Source organism: Ramlibacter sp. 2FC (assembly GCF_005503345.1).
Classification (GTDB): Bacteria; Pseudomonadota; Gammaproteobacteria; order Burkholderiales; family Burkholderiaceae_C; genus SCMQ01.
In genome coordinates, this window is the sequence record NZ_SCMM01000010.1 from 47,036 (window position 1) to 62,061 (window position 15,026).

13 protein-coding genes are annotated in these 15,026 nt (G+C 71.4%); 8 read left to right on the forward strand and 5 right to left on the reverse strand.

Features of this window, described 5'->3' with window-relative positions; translation table 11 throughout:
* Positions 1-5 precede the first annotated feature (5 nt).
* On the reverse strand, positions 6-518 hold the full coding sequence (locus FFS10_RS06630) for an AmiS/UreI family transporter (protein WP_137892822.1): 513 nt from the start codon (positions 516-518) through the stop codon (positions 6-8).
* Positions 519-659: 141 nt separating this feature from the next.
* Between FFS10_RS06630 and FFS10_RS22930 the strand changes: the two genes are divergently transcribed.
* The 7 genes from FFS10_RS22930 to queC all read left to right on the forward strand — a co-directional run bounded on the left by FFS10_RS22930 (position 660) and on the right by queC (position 5,999).
* On the forward strand, positions 660-824 hold the full coding sequence (locus tag FFS10_RS22930; RefSeq protein WP_171016084.1) for a hypothetical protein: 165 nt from the start codon (positions 660-662) through the stop codon (positions 822-824).
* Positions 825-841: 17 nt separating this feature from the next.
* Positions 842-1,000: a hypothetical protein gene (locus tag FFS10_RS22935; RefSeq protein ID WP_171016090.1), complete on the forward strand. Its 159-nt coding sequence runs from the start codon at positions 842-844 to the stop codon at positions 998-1,000.
* A 91-nt stretch (positions 1,001-1,091) separates the two neighbouring features.
* The gene (locus FFS10_RS23765; RefSeq protein ID WP_349654577.1) at positions 1,092-1,628 is read left to right on the forward strand and encodes a nitronate monooxygenase family protein; all 537 of its coding nucleotides are present in this window, start codon (positions 1,092-1,094) and stop codon (positions 1,626-1,628) included.
* Positions 1,629-1,693: 65 nt separating this feature from the next.
* Positions 1,694-2,143, forward strand: coding sequence for a nitronate monooxygenase (locus tag FFS10_RS23770; protein WP_349654578.1), 450 nt, complete (start codon positions 1,694-1,696; stop codon positions 2,141-2,143).
* Positions 2,140-4,578 carry an adenosylcobalamin-dependent ribonucleoside-diphosphate reductase gene (locus FFS10_RS06640; protein WP_137892824.1) on the forward strand — a complete coding sequence of 813 codons (2,439 nt, stop codon included), beginning with the start codon at positions 2,140-2,142 and terminating at the stop codon, positions 4,576-4,578. The genes FFS10_RS23770 and FFS10_RS06640 overlap by 4 nt, the downstream gene beginning before the upstream one ends.
* A gap of 34 nt (positions 4,579-4,612) precedes the next feature.
* Entirely contained in the window at positions 4,613-5,257 is a 645-nt protein-coding gene (locus tag FFS10_RS06645) for a nitroreductase family protein (RefSeq protein WP_502702676.1), read from the forward strand.
* Positions 5,258-5,288: 31 nt separating this feature from the next.
* Complete coding sequence (gene queC, locus FFS10_RS06650; protein WP_137892828.1) at positions 5,289-5,999, forward strand: 7-cyano-7-deazaguanine synthase QueC; 711 nt, start codon at positions 5,289-5,291, stop codon at positions 5,997-5,999.
* Between the two features lie 7 nt (positions 6,000-6,006).
* Here the strand turns inward: queC and FFS10_RS06655 are convergent, their stop codons facing one another.
* Positions 6,007-7,785: an ABC transporter ATP-binding protein/permease gene (locus FFS10_RS06655; protein ID WP_137892830.1), complete on the reverse strand. Its 1,779-nt coding sequence runs from the start codon at positions 7,783-7,785 to the stop codon at positions 6,007-6,009.
* A 238-nt stretch (positions 7,786-8,023) separates the two neighbouring features.
* Between FFS10_RS06655 and FFS10_RS06660 the strand changes: the two genes are divergently transcribed.
* Positions 8,024-11,383 carry an EAL domain-containing protein gene (locus FFS10_RS06660; protein ID WP_137892832.1) on the forward strand — a complete coding sequence of 1,120 codons (3,360 nt, stop codon included), beginning with the start codon at positions 8,024-8,026 and terminating at the stop codon, positions 11,381-11,383.
* Here FFS10_RS06660 and FFS10_RS06665 read toward each other — a convergent pair.
* The 3 genes from FFS10_RS06665 to FFS10_RS06675 form a co-directional block, all read right to left on the reverse strand.
* Positions 11,380-12,285 (reverse strand): 5'-nucleotidase, encoded by a 906-nt coding sequence (locus tag FFS10_RS06665; RefSeq protein ID WP_137892834.1) that lies wholly within the window; start codon positions 12,283-12,285, stop codon positions 11,380-11,382. The two genes, FFS10_RS06660 and FFS10_RS06665, sit on opposite strands and share 4 nt — an antisense overlap.
* A gap of 4 nt (positions 12,286-12,289) precedes the next feature.
* Positions 12,290-13,516, reverse strand: a complete 1,227-nt coding sequence (gspF, locus tag FFS10_RS06670; RefSeq protein WP_137892836.1) for a type II secretion system inner membrane protein GspF — start codon at positions 13,514-13,516, stop codon at positions 12,290-12,292.
* Positions 13,517-13,616: 100 nt separating this feature from the next.
* Entirely contained in the window at positions 13,617-15,017 is a 1,401-nt protein-coding gene (locus FFS10_RS06675) for a GspE/PulE family protein (protein ID WP_137892838.1), read from the reverse strand.
* Positions 15,018-15,026: the final 9 nt, after the last annotated feature.

Sequence of the window (15,026 nt, forward strand, 5' to 3'; positions counted from 1 at the left end):
CGAAGTCAGGCCTGCAGGTAGCCGCTGAGCAGCAGGTAGCCCGGCAGCCAGGCCGTCAGCACCGCCTGGGCGATCGCCAGCCAGGCCACGGGCCGGGTCCAGTGCACGCGACGCAGGGCGCCGATCACGAAGAAGCACAGCCACAGCAGGGTCCAGGCGGCCCAGCAGGCGGCGAGCCAGAGGTCGGTCAGGCTGCTCGCCGTGGCGAAGGCGTCGCGCGCCACCAGGGCGGCGGTGACGGCCACGAACAGGCTGAACCAGCCCAGGCCGCGCCCGTCCTGGCCGGTCAGGTGGGCATAGGCCACCCAGAGGTAGGTGAAGGAGAACAGCAGACCGAAGGCCGCAGCGCGGATCAGGGGCTCATGGCCGCTGGCGGCCTGGTGCAGGCTGGCGAACAGCGAGACGCCGCCGGCGAACAGGTTCATCACCGCGGCCTCCTTGGTCGCGATCTTGCCCAGCATGGCCAAGCCGTTGATGAACAGCACCGCGCCCACGTAGAGCAAGACCAGACCCAGCATATGCAATACCTTATGAACGTTGCGCACCTTTTTGGGGCAACGGAGTGTATACAAAATGGTGCACAAAACACCCGAGGGTAAACCCGAGTCTTGGCGGGGGCGCGGGTGGTGATGGCCCGGCGGAGCGGTTACCCTTGGGCCATGCTGAAATCCGCCTCCCTGTCCACCAAGCTGATCCGTATCGGCGCCAGCCTGCTGGCCGGCGCCTGCGCCTGCGGCAACCTCCGGGCCGATGCGCGCACGCGGGTGATTCCCATCGTCGCGCACGAGGCGGAGCCGGTCCGTCACTGCGCGCGCCCGAGCTGACGCCGGCGCAGCAGCAGGTGATCGAGCAGATGCTCGATCAGGCCGTGGCCGCGCCCGAGCCGACCGAGTCCGAATACCGCCGCTACTACGAGGCCAACAAGTCGCAGTTCGTGATCGGCCAGGCGCGGATCGAGGGCGTCGCGCTGGAAGGGGTTGATTCGCCCCTGGTGCAATGAGCGCGCAGGCCGCCGCGTTGATCCATGGCAAGGCGGCCAGGGGCGCGTTTCGATAGGCTTGCGCAGCGGCCCCCACCTGATCTGGAACACGATGGACAAATCCTCTCCGACTGAGCCGGCCCCTGCCGGCGGCGCGGACGCGGCGGCGCTGGCCGCGCGGCTCGCAACCCTTTGCGCCGACTCCGGCCTGCGCCCCTGGCGCCTGGCGAGCCGCACCCTGGTGCCCGTGGTGCAGGGCGGCATGGGCGTGGCGGTCTCGGCCGGCGGCCTGGCCGGCGCGGTGGCCAGGCTGGGCGGTGTGGGCACCATCTCCTCGGTGGACCTGCGGCGCCTGCATCCCGACCTGATGGCCGAGACCGAATCGCTGTGCAAGGAGGCCGATGCCAAGGCCCGCATCGACGCGGCCAACCTCGAGGCGCTGGCGCGCGAGATAGCGCGCGCGCGCCTGCTCTCCGAGGGCCGAGGCCTGATCGCGGTGAACGTGATGAAGGCGCTCAGCGAGTACCCGGCCTATGTGCGCCGGGCCCTGGCCTGCGGCGTCGACGCGCTGGTTTCGACTTCGAGGTCGCGATTCCGCAGGTGCTGCAGTTCTTCCGCAGCGCAGGCATGGAGCGCGAGATCCCGCTGATCGCGGCGGGCGGCATCGCCTCGCGCGAGGACATACTGCGCCTGTAGGCGCTCGGTGCTTCGGCGGTGCAGCTCGGAACCGCCTTCGCCGTGACCCAGGAATGCGACGCCGATCCGGCCTTCAAGCAGGTGCTGGCCGCGGCGCGGCCCGAGGACCTGGTCGAGTTCGTCAGCGTGGCCGGCCTGCCGGCGCGCGCGGTGCGCACGCCCTGGCTCGACAAGTACCTGCGCGTGGAGCCCAAGCTCAAGGCCGTGGCCCATGTCAAGGAGCGCTGCAACATGGCTTTCGACTGCTTGGCGCGCTGCGGGCTGCGCGACGGCGAGGCCGCCATGGGCCAGTTCTGCATCGACCAGCAGCTGGGCCACGCCATGGCCGGCGACCAGCGCAAGGGCCTGTTCTTCAGAGGGGCGGGGCGGCTGCCGTTTGGCGACAGGATACTGTCGGTGCAAGAATTGATGCAATGGCTGCTCGGCGGTATCCGCCCGGCAGCCCTGGCGATGGAGGCCGCAGCATGAAACGTGACCCGATCAGCCGCGCACAGGACGTGACGGCCACCCAGCCCATCAGCCTCGACGTGCTGCGCGAGAAATACCTCAAGCCCGGCGAGAACGGCGTCGAGGACCTGTACCGCCGCGTGGCGCGCGCCCTGGCCTCGGTCGAGGCCGAGCCGCTGCGCGCCAGGTACGAGGCGCTGTTCCTGGAGAGCCTGCATGCCGGCGCCATAGGCGCGGGCCGCATCATGAGCGCTGCCGGCACCGAGCTGCAGGCCACGCTGATCAACTGCTTCGTGCAGCCGGTGGGCGACTGCATCCAGGGCGTGGACGACGGGGGCTTCCCCGGCATCTACGAGGCCCTGCGCGAGGCGGCCGAGACCATGCGGCGCGGCGGCGGCGTGGGCTACGACTTCTCGCGCATCCGCCCGCGCGGCGCCGAGGTCAAGGCCACGGCCTCGCTGGCCTCCGGCCCCTGCAGCTACATCAACGTGTTCGACCAGTCCTGTGCCACGGTGGAGAGCGCGGGCGCGCGGCGCGGCGCCCAGATGGGCGTGCTGCGCATGGACCACCCCGACGTGCTGGACTTCATCACCGCCAAGCGCCAGCCCGGGCGCTGGAACAACTTCAACGTCTCGGTGGCCGTGCCCGACGCCTTCATGCAGGCCCTGCAGGACGACCAGCCCTGGCCGCTGGTGCACCGCGCCCGTCCCGGCGCGGCCCTGCTGGACCAGGGCGCGTTCCAGCGCGACGACGGCCTCTGGGTCTACCAGACCGTCTCGGCGCGCGAGCTCTGGGACACCGTGATGCGCTCGGCCTACGACTTCGCCGAGCCCGGCATCCTGTTCCTCGACCACATCAACGAGGACAACAACCTGCGCTACTGCGAGCAGATCACCGCCACCAACCCCTGTGCGGAGCAGCCCCTGCCTCCCTACGGCTGCTGCGACCTCGGTCCCATCATCCTCACGCGCTTCGTGCGCCATCCCTTCGGCGTCGACGGCGTGCCGGCCTTCGACTTCGAGGCCTTCGAGAAATCGGTCGCGCTGCAGGTGCGCGCGCTGGACAACGTGCTCGACCTGACCTGGTGGCCGCTGCCGCAGCAGCGCGAAGAGGCGGCGGCCAAGCGCCGCATCGGCGTGGGCTTTACTGGCATGGGCAATGCCCTGGCCATGCTGTGCCTGCGCTACGACGCGGCGGACGGGCGCGCCATGGCGGCGCGCATCGCCGAGCGCATGCGCGACACGGCTTACGCGGCCTCGGTGGCGCTGGCGCGCGAGAAGGGCGCCTTCCCCAAGTTCGACGCCGCGGCCTATCTCGCACCGGGCGGCTTCGCCAGCCGCCTGCCGCAGGCACTGCAGGATCAGATCCGTGCCCATGGCCTGCGCAACAGCCACCTGCTGTCGATCGCGCCCACCGGCACCGTGAGCCTGGCTTTCGCCGACAACGCCTCCAACGGCATAGAGCCGCCGTTCTCCTGGACCTACCGGCGCAAGAAGCGCGAGGCCGACGGCAGCGTCAGCGAGTACCAGGTCGAGGACCATGCCTGGCGCCTGTGGCGCGAGCTCGGCGGCAGCACCGAGCCGCTGCCCGATTACTTCGTGTCGGCGCTCGCGATGACGGCCGGCGACCACATCGCGATGATGGAGGCGGTGCAGCCCTTCGTCGACACGGCGATCTCCAAGACCGTGAACATCCCGGCCGACTACCCCTACGAGGACTTCAAGGGCCTGTACCAGCAGGCCTGGCGCTCCGGCCTCAAGGGCCTGGCGACCTACCGGCCCAACAGCATCCTGGGCGCGGTGCTGGACACCGGGACCGCTCCTTCCGCCGCATCGGCCCCGGCGGCGCCCGAGGGCCCGCCCGCGGACCCGATGCGCCAGGTGATAGAGAGCCGGCCCAAGGGCGCCCTGTCGGCCGTGGCCGAGAAGATCGAGTACTGGACCCAGGAGGGCCACAAGACCCTGTACCTGGTGGTCTCCTTCCTGCCCGTGCCGGCGGCCGACGGCTCTGGCACGCGCGAGCGCGCGATCGAGTTCTTCATGCCCGTGGGCCAGAGCGGCGAGTCGCAGCAGTGGATCACCTCCAGCATGCGCCTGCTCTCGCTGGCCGCGCGCGGCGGCTTCCTGGAGCGCGCGCTCAGCGACATGCGCAAGGTGGCCTGGGACCGCGGCCCTGTGCGCCTGGGCACTTATGAAAAGGCCGACGGCACGCGCGTGCCGCTGTGGCACGAGTCCGAGGTCGCGGCCATGGCCTACGCGATCCAGAACCTGATCGCGCGCCGCGCCAGCGGCCCGGCCGCACCCGCCCAGGCGCCGGTGGCCGAGGCCCCGCTGCCCGCCGGCCTGCCGCCGGTCATGGCCGGCAAGAAATGCAGCGAGTGCGGCGCCCATGCCGTGATCCGCAAGGACGGCTGCGACTACTGCACGCAGTGCGGGCATCTGGGGACCTGCGGGTGAGGGGAAGGCTTGGGGTGGCGCTATGCTGGCGGCCATGGAACTGCGCGCATCGATGACCAAGCCGGCTGACACGGACCTGCCCCGCATGGCAGCCGCGGAACACGCGGAATGGGTGGCGGCCTTGATCCATTCGCGCCAGACCGTGCTGCCCAAGCGCCTGCTGGCTCCGGGCCCGGATGCGGCGCAGCTGGCCATGATTCTGCAGGCCGCGGCGGCCGCGCCCGACCACCGCCAGCTCACGCCCTGGCGCTTCGTGATCGTGCCCGAGGACCAGCGCGGGCGCCTGGCCGAGGCCTTCGCCGCCTCGCTGCTGGAGCGCGACGCCCAGGCCACGCCCGAGCAACTGGCCCAGGCGCGCGAGAAGGCGCACCGCGCGCCGCTGCTGATGCTGGCCATCGGCCGCCTGTCGGGCGGCGATCCCGAGATTGAGGCCGGCGAACGCCTGGTCTCGGCCGGCTGCGCGATCCAGAACATGCTGCTGACCGCCCATGCCCTGGGCTTCGGCGCGGCGCTGACCAGCGGCAAGGCCCTGGGTTCGCGCGCCCTGCGCTCCCTGTTCGGACTGTCGCCCGAGGAGCAGGCGCTGTGCTTCATCAGCGTCGGCACGGTGCGCGAGCGCCGGCCGGCTCGCGCGCGCCCGGCGCCCGAGGCCTATGTGTCGGTGCTCGGCGGCGGCTGACCGGGCGCGCAGGATGGCCTAACATCGGCCCATGCACAGCACCGCCCTCGTCCTGTTTTCCGGCGGCCAGGATTCGACCACCTGCCTGGCCCATGCGCTCACGAAGTACCAGCGCGTAGAGACCGTGGCCTTCGACTACCGCCAGCGCCACAGCGTGGAACTGCAGGCCCGCCTGGCCGTGCTGTCCGAGATGCGGCGCGAGTTTCCGGCCTGGGAGGCCAAGCTCGGCGAGGACCACCTGCTGGACCTGGCGGTGCTGGGCCAGGTCAGCGAGACCTCGCTGACGCGCGACATGGCGTTCCAGATGGAGAGTTCGGGCCTGCCCAACACCTTCGTGCCGGGGCGCAATCTGCTGTTCCTCACGCTGGCCGCGGCCCTGGCCTACCGGCGCGGCCTGCAGGTCATCGTGACCGGGGTCTGCGAGACCGACTTCTCGGGCTACCCCGACTGCCGCGACGACACCATGAAGGCCATGCAGCTGGCGCTCTCGCTGGGCATGGACCGGCGCTTCCTGATCGAGACCCCGCTGATGTGGATAGACAAGGCCGCGACCTGGCAGCTGGCCTACGATCTGGGCGGCCAGGCCCTGGTCGAGCTGATCGTCGAGCACAGCCACACCTGCTACCTGGGCGAGCGCCAGCAGCGCCACCCCTGGGGCTATGGCTGCGGCCAGTGCCCGGCCTGCGAGCTGCGCGCGCGCGGCCACCAGCGCTGGCTGGAGGCCGGCGTGCCCTCGCCCTGAATCCCCGCTACACCGTGCCCGTCTCCAACCGGTAGCGCGCACCCGCGCCTTCGGGCTGCGGGGCCAGGTTCCAGCGCCGGCCGTGGAATGCCGCGACCGTGGGCCGGTGCGCGATCGAGACCAGGGCGCCGCCGGCGCGCCGCACCTGATCGGCCAGGCGCTGGTAGAGCTGGCGTTCGGCCGCCTCGTCGAGCGCGCTGGTGGCCTCGTCGGCAAAGATCCATGCCGGCTGCTTGAGCAGCACACGCGCGATGGCCAGGCGCTGCTGCTCGCCGCCGCTGAGCTTCTGGCTCCAGTTGTCCTCCTCGTCCAGGCGCACCGCCAGCTGCGGCAGCAGGGCCTGCTGCAGCGCCTCGCGCAGCTGGGCGTCGCTGTAGTGGCCGGCGGGCTCGGGGTAGGCCAGAGCGTCGCGCAGCCGCCCGTGCGGGAAATAAGGCCGCTGCGGGATGAACATGGCGTTGGCCGGCACGCTCACGGCGCCGCGCGCGTAAGGCCAGATGCCGGCCAGGGCGCGGAACAGCGTGGACTTGCCGCTGCCCGAGGGGCCTTGCAGCAGCACGCTGTCGCCGGGCGCGGCCTGCAGCCGGGCCTGGTCCAGCAGCACCGCGCCGCCGGGCAGCGACAGCGTCAGGCTCTCGGCCTCCAGGGTGCCGGCCGGGCTGGGCGTCGGGCGCAGCTGGGTGACTGGGAAGGTGGGGGCGGGCCGCGCCATGCTGGCCTCGAAGCTGGTCAGGCGGTCGGTGGTGGCGCGCCAGGCCGCCAGGCTGCTGTAGTTGTCGACGAACCAGGACAGCGAGTCCTGTACCCGGCCGAAGGCCGAGGCGATCTGCATCAGCTCGCCGAGCTGGATCGCCCCGCTGAAAAAGCGCGGCGCCGCCACGATGAACGGGAACACCACGGCCGCCTGGCCGAAGCCCACGGTGAACCAGGTCAGGTTCTTCTGTGCCTTGATCAGGCGCAGGTAGTTGCCCAGCACGCTGGAAAAGCGCGTGCCCAGCTGGGCGCGCTCCACGGCCTCGCCGCGGTCCAGCGCGATGGCCTCGCTGTACTCGCGCACGCGCACCAGGTGGTGGCGGAACTCGGCCTCCAGGCGCTGCTGCTGGAAGTTGAGCGGGATCTGCGGTCGGCCGATGTAGTGCGTGATCACGCTGCCGGCCAGGCAGTAGAGCACCGCCATCCAGACCATGAAGCCCGGGATGCTGTAGCTGGCATCGCCGGCGCTGAAGGCGAAGCTGCCCGACAGGCCCCACAGGATGCCGACGAAGCTGGCCAGCGTGACCGCGGCGTTCAGCAGGCCCATGCTCAGGCCCACCGAGTAGTTGGTGAACAGCTGCAGGTCTTCCTGGATACGCTGGTCGGGGTTGTCGGGCGAGCGGCCCTCGCCGCTGGCGGTGAAGCGCGCCAGTTCCAGCCGGTAGAAGGCCTGGTTGGCCAGCCAGCGCTGCAGGTAATGCTCGGTCATCCAGGCGCGCCAGCGCATCTCCAGCAGCTGGGTCAGGTAGAAGCGGTAGACGGCGATGATGATGTAGCCGAAGGCCAGGTAGGTGAAGCGCCCGAGCTGGGTCCAGAACACGGCCTGGTCCTTGTTCTGCAGCGCGTCGTAGAACAGCCGGTTCCAGTCGTTGATCAGCACCAGCATGTAGACGGCCGCCAGGTTCAGCAGCACGATGGCGGCGAGCAGGCCGCGCGCCTTCCATTTCTCGCTCGAGCGGAAGTAGGGCAGGGACAGGGCGCCGACCTGGCGGGCGAAGGCGTGGAACGAGGCGATTTTGCGGATCAGGCTCATGCGGGCGGCTCTCGGTTCTTGGCTCTGGGGCGGAGGCTGCATCGTACCCGGCGGGCGCGCCGCCGCCTTGTCGCGTCCTGCGGTGCTCGTATAATCTGTAACAAAAAATCACAACGGCCGCGCGCCAGATCGCGGCGGGGAGCGCTTCCTGTCCATCACCCCAGATCCTCTGCGCCCCGAGGGCGCCCCGTCAACGCCCGCCATTGGCCCGCGCCGCCGGCCGGCCTGGCGCCAGGCCTTGCGCGCCGGCCTGTCGCGGCTGCATATCCGGCTGCTGATGCTGATCCTCGTGTCGGTGGCGCCGGCCTTTGCGATCATCGTCTACAGCGGTGTCGATCGGCATGCCAAGGCGGTGCAGGAAGCCCATGAGCGGGTGCTTGCGTCGGCGCGCATCGTCGCGGCGCACAACCAGGGGCGGATCTTGCACGCCCACCAGCTGCTGGCCAGCCTGGCGCGCCTGCCCGAGGTTCGCGGCCGCATGCCGGACGCGGCCTGCAACGAGCTGCTGGCGGGCCTGCTGAAGCTGCACCGGCAGTACAACAGCATGATCGTCGCGCGGCGCGACGGCCGGGTGCGCTGCAGCGGCGAGCCGCTGTCGGCGCCGGTCAATGTCGCCGATCGTCCCTATTTCCGCCGGGTCATAGAGTCCATGGCCTTCGCCACCGGCGACTACCAGGTCAGCCGCGTCACGGGCCAGAGCAATTTTGCGCTGGCCCACCCGGTGGTCGACGACGATGGGACGGTGCAGGCGGTCTTGGCCGTCGGTCTGGACCTGGGCGAATTCGGTGGCCCGATGTCCGAGCTGGCGCTGCCCAAGGGCGCGGTGGCCACGCTGGTGGACGGCCACGGCACCATGCTGGCGCGCCAGCCCCCGGGGGCCGATGGGGCCGGCAGGCCCCTGCCGGACCTCGAGGCCTTTCATGCGCTGAGGGCCTTGCGGCGGGATGGAGTCCTGACCTGGCGTGGGCCCGGTGGCGTGCCCCATATCGTGGGCCTCGCGCAGGTCGATGGTGCCGGCGAGGGCGGCGTCTATGCCTACGTGCATGTCGACATGCCGGCCCAGGCCGCCCTGGCCGAGGCCTGGCGCATCCGCGTGCGCGACCTGGCGCTGCTGGGCCTGGCCACGGCGCTGATGCTCGTGCTGGGCTGGTGGGTCAGCCGCCGGCTGGTCTTGCGCCCGGTCGAGCGGCTGAGCGAGATGGCGCGGCGCCTGGGCGCCGGCGACCTCGGCGCGCGCGCCCGGCTGCGTGACGGCGGCGAGCTCGGGCAGCTCGGGCGCGCCTTCGACACGATGGCCGACGAGCTGCAGCGCCGCGAGGTGCTGTTGCTCGATGCCCAGGCCGAGCTGCGGCGCAGCAACCGCGCGCTGCGGGTGCTGCACCGCGTCAACGGCGTCGTGACCCATGCGCAGGACAGGGCAAGGCTGCCGCAGGCGATCTGCGATGCCGTGGTCGAAACGGGCGGCTATTTGCAGGCGCGCGTCGGCGAGGCATTGCACGACGAAGCCAGGACGGTGAAGGTGCTGGCCCAGGCGGGCGAAGACCTGCTGGACGAGGCTTGGCCGGCGATGCGCTGGGACGGGTCCGAGCACGGCCTGGGACCGACCGGCACGGCCATACGCACCGGACAGACCCGCTTGGTGCGCAACGTCGCCGCCGACCCGAATTTCGGTCCCTGGCGCGAGCAGGCGCTGCGGCGTGGTCATGGCTCGGTGCTGGCCGTGCCGCTGCGTGGCCCGGACCAGTCCGTCTGGGGCGTGCTGACCATCGTGGCTGCCGAGCCGGACGCCTTCGACGCCGAGGAGGTGGCCCTGCTCGAGGAAACGGCTTCCGACCTGGCGTTCGGCATCGAGGCCCTGCGTGCGCGCGAGGACCACAGGCGTGCCGAGCAGGCGCTGGCGGACAGCGAGGCCAAGCTGCGCGGCATCCTGTCCTCGATCGACAACCTGATCTGGTCGCTGTCTCTGCCGGGCAGGAAGTTGCGTTACCTCAACCCGGCTGCTCAGCGCATCCTGGGCCGGCCGCCCGAGGATTTCTACCGGCGGCCGGAGCTTTGGCTGGAGATGGTGCATTCGGAGGACCGCGCGCTGGCGGCGGCCTTGTTCTGCGAGGACCCGGGGGTCGACGCCGTGCAGCGCGAATACCGCATCGTGCGTCCCGACGGCGAGATCCGCTGGCTGGACTCGCGTCTGCGCCTGGTGCGCGACGCCGGGGGCCAAGTCCGGCGCATCGACGGGGTCGCGGCGGACGTCACGGAGCGCAAGGCCTACGAGCAGCAGGTCGAGTACCTGGCCACGCGCGATGCGCTGACCGGCCTGCCGAACCGGCGCCTGCTGATCGACCGCATCGAGCAGGCGCTGGCCCATGTGGGCCACAACCAGCGCACCCTGGCCGTGGCCGTGGTCAACCTCGACCGGCTCAAACAGATCAACGACAGCTTCGGCCATGCCGTGGGCGACCGCCTGCTGGTCGCGGTGGGGCAGCGGCTGCGCGAGACCATGCGCGGCGGCGACACCGTGGCCCGGCTCGGCGGCGACGAGTTCGCGATCCTGGCCGACGATCTCAAGCGGCCGGACGGGGCTCTGACCGCGATGGCCAAGGCCTACACGGCGCTGACGCGTCCCCTGTCCGTCGACGGGCACGAGCTGCACATCACGGCCAGCCTGGGGGCCGCCATCTACCCCGGCGACGGCGACGGCGCTGAACCCCTGCTGCAGCACGCGCATGCGGCCATGCACCGCGCCAAGGCCGAGGGCGGCAACGGCGTGCAGCTCTATGCGCGGCAGATGAGTGCCGAGGTGCACGAGAAGGTGCGGCTCGAGCAGGCGCTGCGCAAGGCCTTGCTCAGCGGCGGCGAGCTCGAGCTGCACTACCAGCCCCAGGTCGACCTGGTCACCGGGCGGGTGCGCGGCGCCGAGGCGCTGGCGCGCTGGCGCCACCCCGAGCTCGGCGTGGTGTCGCCGGCGCGCTTCATCCCGCTGGCCGAGGAGACCGGCCTGATCGCGCCCGTGACCGAATGGGCCCTGCGCACGGCCTGCACCCAGATGCTGGCCTGGCGGCGCGATGGACTGGCGCTGGAGCGCGTCGCGGTGAACCTGTCGGCGCGGCATTTCTGGCAGGGCGACGTGGTCGGCCTGGTGTCGCGCATCCTGGCCGAGACCGGGCTGCCGCCGCGGCACCTGGAGCTCGAGATCACCGAGAGCGTCGTCATGCGCCGCATCGAGGACACGGTGGACGCGCTCAATGAGCTGCGCGCGCTGGGCGTGACGGTCTCGCTCGACGATTTCGGCACCGGCTACTCCTCGCTGAGCTACCTGCGCCGCCTGCCCCTGGACAAGATCAAGATCGACCAGAGCTTCGTGCGCGATCTCGCGCCGCATCCTGGCGCGAGCCTGCTGGTGCCGCAGATCATCCACATCGCGCACGCCATGCAATGCGCGGCCATCGCCGAGGGCGTCGAGACCCAGGCCGTGGCCGACTACCTGCGCCAGCAAGGCTGCGACGGGGCACAGGGCTGGCATTTCAGCCGGCCGCTGGCGGCTCAGGAGCTGGCCGACTGGCTGGCGCGGGCCGCGAGCCCGGCAAGCCCATCGGCCTAGCCGCTGTTGCGCACGCCGCTGGCCACATGGCCGGCCGGCACATGGCGCGCGGCCGACTCGATGTGGCCGGTCTGGTCGTCGAAGAAGAAGTCGGGCTCGAACTCGCGCAGGAACTCGCCCTTGGGCAGGCCGCCGAGGAACATGGCCTCGTCGACCTCGATGTGCCAGTCCATCAGGGTGCGGATCGCGCGCTCGTGCGCCGGCGCGCTGCGCGCCGTGACCAGGGCCGTGCGTATGCGCATGGCGGGCGTGCCCTGTTGCTGCAGGCGGTGCAGGGCGGCCAGAAAGGGCTTGAAGGGGCCGGGCGGCAAGGGCAGGTGGGCCTTCTCGGCTTCGTGCGCCTGGAATGCGCTGAGCCCGTCGTTCTGGAACACGCGTTCCGCTTCGTCGGAAAACAGCACGGCGTCGCCGTCGAAGGCGATGCGCACCTCGCTCGGATGGGTGTCGCTGGCCCGCACGGCGTGCGTCGCCACCTGCGCGGCCGGGAAATCCATGCCCAGTGCCTCGCGCACGTCGGCGGCATTGGCAGAAAGGAACAGGTGGGCACCCAGCGGCCGCAGGTAGCGGAACGGGTCGGCGCCCTGGGTGAACACGCCGCGCTGGATCGAGTTCAGGCCATGGGCACGGGCCGAGCGGAACACGCGCATGCCCGAGACCGGGTCGTTGCGCGAGAGCATGACCACCTCGACGCGGGGTGTCGCCGCGCCGTCGTTAAAGGCCAGCAGCTTGCGCACCAGCGAGAAGGCCACGCCGGGCGGGGCCGGCACCTCGAGCCGCTCGAGCTGCAGCTGCATGTAGGCCTGCGCGTCGCCGGCGTCGAACAGGCGATTCTCCTCCTCGAAGTCGAACAACGCGCGCGAGGAAATGGCGACGACGAGCTGACCTTCGAGCGAAGCGCCCATCTTCCTACCTCACCCACTGGTTCATCTGGATGATGGGCAGCAGCACGGCCAGCACGATCAGCATCACCACCACGCCCATGGCCACGATCAGCAGCGGCTCCAGGATGGTGGCCAGCTGCATGGCGCGGCGCTGCACCTCGGCCGACAGCTGCGCGGCGGCGCGCTGCAGCATCAGCGGCAGCTGGCCGGTCTGCTCGCCCAGGCGGGCGAACATGGCCAGCAGGCCCGGGAAGCGCTTCTTCTGCGCCAGCGCCGAGGCCAGCGGCGCGCCTTCGCGCACCAGCACCAGGGCCTCCAGCGCGTCGGCGCGCATGGCGCGGTTGGACAGGGTCTCGGCGGCGGCCTGCAGGGCGCGCAGTATGGGCACGCCGGCGCCGGCCAGCATGGCCAGCGTGCCGGCAAAGCGCGCGGCGTTGTAGCCGCGCGCCAGGCGGCCCAGCAGCGGCAGCCTGAGCCAGGCGGCGTCGAAGCGCTCGCGCAGCGCATCGTTTCTGAGTGCCAGCCGGCCGCCCAGGGCGGCCAGCGCCAGGGCCGCCAGCAGGGCCCAGCCGTAGCTGCGCACCCCGCCGCTGAGCGCCAGCATGGCCACGGTGAGCCAGGGCAGGCTCTGCTTGGTGCCGGCGAACACCTGGGCCACCTGGGGCACGACGTAGCTGACCAGGAACACCACGATGGCGATCGCCACCAGCGTCACGATGGCCGGATAGAGCGCGGCGCCGACCAGCTTGGCCTTGAGCGCCTGGCGCTCCTCCAGGTCGTCGGCCAGGCGCTCGAGCACGGTGCCCAGGTGGCCGCTTTGCTCGCCGGCGTCGATCACCGCCGTGTAGATGGGCGAGAACTCGCCCGGGTGCTGGGCCAGGGCCTTGGCGAAGGGGGCGCCGGCGTTGACTTCGGCGCGCAGCGCGGCGACCAGGTTGCGCAGGCGCTCGTCCTCTGCCTCGTCGGTCAGCGCGGTCAGCGCGCGCTCCAGCGGCAGGCCGGCGGCCACCAGGCCGGCCAGCTGGCGCGTCCAGATGGCCAGGCGCGTGGCATTGAGCACGCGGCCGGCAAACAGCGGCCGGCGCCAGCCCGCTGCAGCGTCGCCGGCCTCGGCGGCGACCGGCTCGACCACCAGCGGCACCAGGGTCTGGGCGCGCAGCAGGCCGCGCGCGGCTTTGGCCGTGTCGGCCTCGATCACGCCTCGGCGCAGCTGGCCGTCGTTCTGCAGGGCTTCGAAGGCGTAGGCGGGCATAGGTGGCCTCGCTCAGCCCGCCGCCGGGCCGCCCCAAGGCGGGCTGGGCCCCCTCGGGGGGCAGCGCAGTACACGAAGTGACAAGCGTGGGGGCAACATATCAGTCTCGCGTCACGCGCAGCAGTTCCTCGCGCGAGGTGATGCCGGCCGCGACCAGGCGCTCGCCGTCCTCGCGCATCAGCCGCATGCCGGTGGCCTGGGCGGCCTCGCGGATCGCGGCCTCGGCCGCGCGGTCGTGGATCAGGGCGCGGATCGTCTCGTCGGCGACCAGCAGCTCGAACACGCCGGTGCGGCCCGCGTAGCCGGTCTGGCCGCATTCGGCACAACCCGTGCCATGGCAATGCACGCAGAGCTTGCGCACCAGGCGCTGGGCCAGCACGCCGAGCAGCGAAGAGCTCAGCAGGAAGGGCTCGACGCCCATGTCGGTCAGGCGGGTCACGGCACTCGCGGCGTCGTTGGTGTGCAGCGTGGCCAGCACCAGGTGGCCGGTCAGCGAGGCCTGGATGGCGATCTGCGCGGTCTCGAAGTCGCGGATCTCGCCGATCATGATGATGTCGGGGTCCTGGCGCAGGATGGCGCGCAGGGCCTTGGCGAAGGTGAGCTCGATGCGGGCATTGACCTGGGTCTGGCCTATGCCGGGCAGCTCGTACTCGATCGGGTCCTCCACCGTCATGATGTTGCTGCGCCCCGCGTCCAGGCGCTGCAGGGCCGCGTACAGGGTGGTGGTCTTGCCCGAGCCGGTGGGGCCGGTGACCAGGATGATGCCGTGCGGCTGGGCGATCAGCGGCTCGAAACGCGCCAGCACGTCGCCCTGCATGCCTATGGCCTCCAGGCTGAGCCGGCTCTCGCTCTTGTCCAGGAGGCGCAGCACGGCGCGCTCGCCGTGCGCGCTGGGCAGGGTGGAGACGCGCACGTCGACCGCGCGCGTGCCTATGCGCAGCGAGATGCGGCCGTCCTGCGGCAGGCGCTTCTCGGAGATGTCGAGATCGGCCATGATCTTCAGGCGCGAGATCAGCGCCGCGTGCAGGGCGCGGTTGGGCTGCACCACCTCGCGCAGCGTGCCGTCGACGCGAAAGCGCACGCTGGAATGGCGCTCGTAGGGCTCGATGTGGATGTCGCTGGCGCCGTCGCGCGCGGCCTGGGTCAAGAGTGCGTTGAGCATGCGGATGATGGGCGCATCGTCGGCGGTCTCCAGCAGGTCCTCCACCGCCGGCAGCTCCTGCATCATGCGCGAGAGGTCGGCGTCGGACTCGACCTCGCTGACCACGGCCGCGGCGCTGGACTCGCCCTCGGCATAGGCGGCGCTGATGCGCTGGGCCAGCGCGCCGGCCTCGTCCTGCTGCAGCGCCAGGGCCGCGGGCGGCGCGCCGTGCTTGCGCAGCACCTCGGCGAGCGCCGCGCGGTCGCTGCGGCTGCTCAGCCACAGGGTCAGTGCCTGGCCGTCGTCCTCCAGCAGCAGGCCGCTGCTGCGGGCAAAGGCGTAGGGCAGGGGGTAGCGCATGGCCTTCGC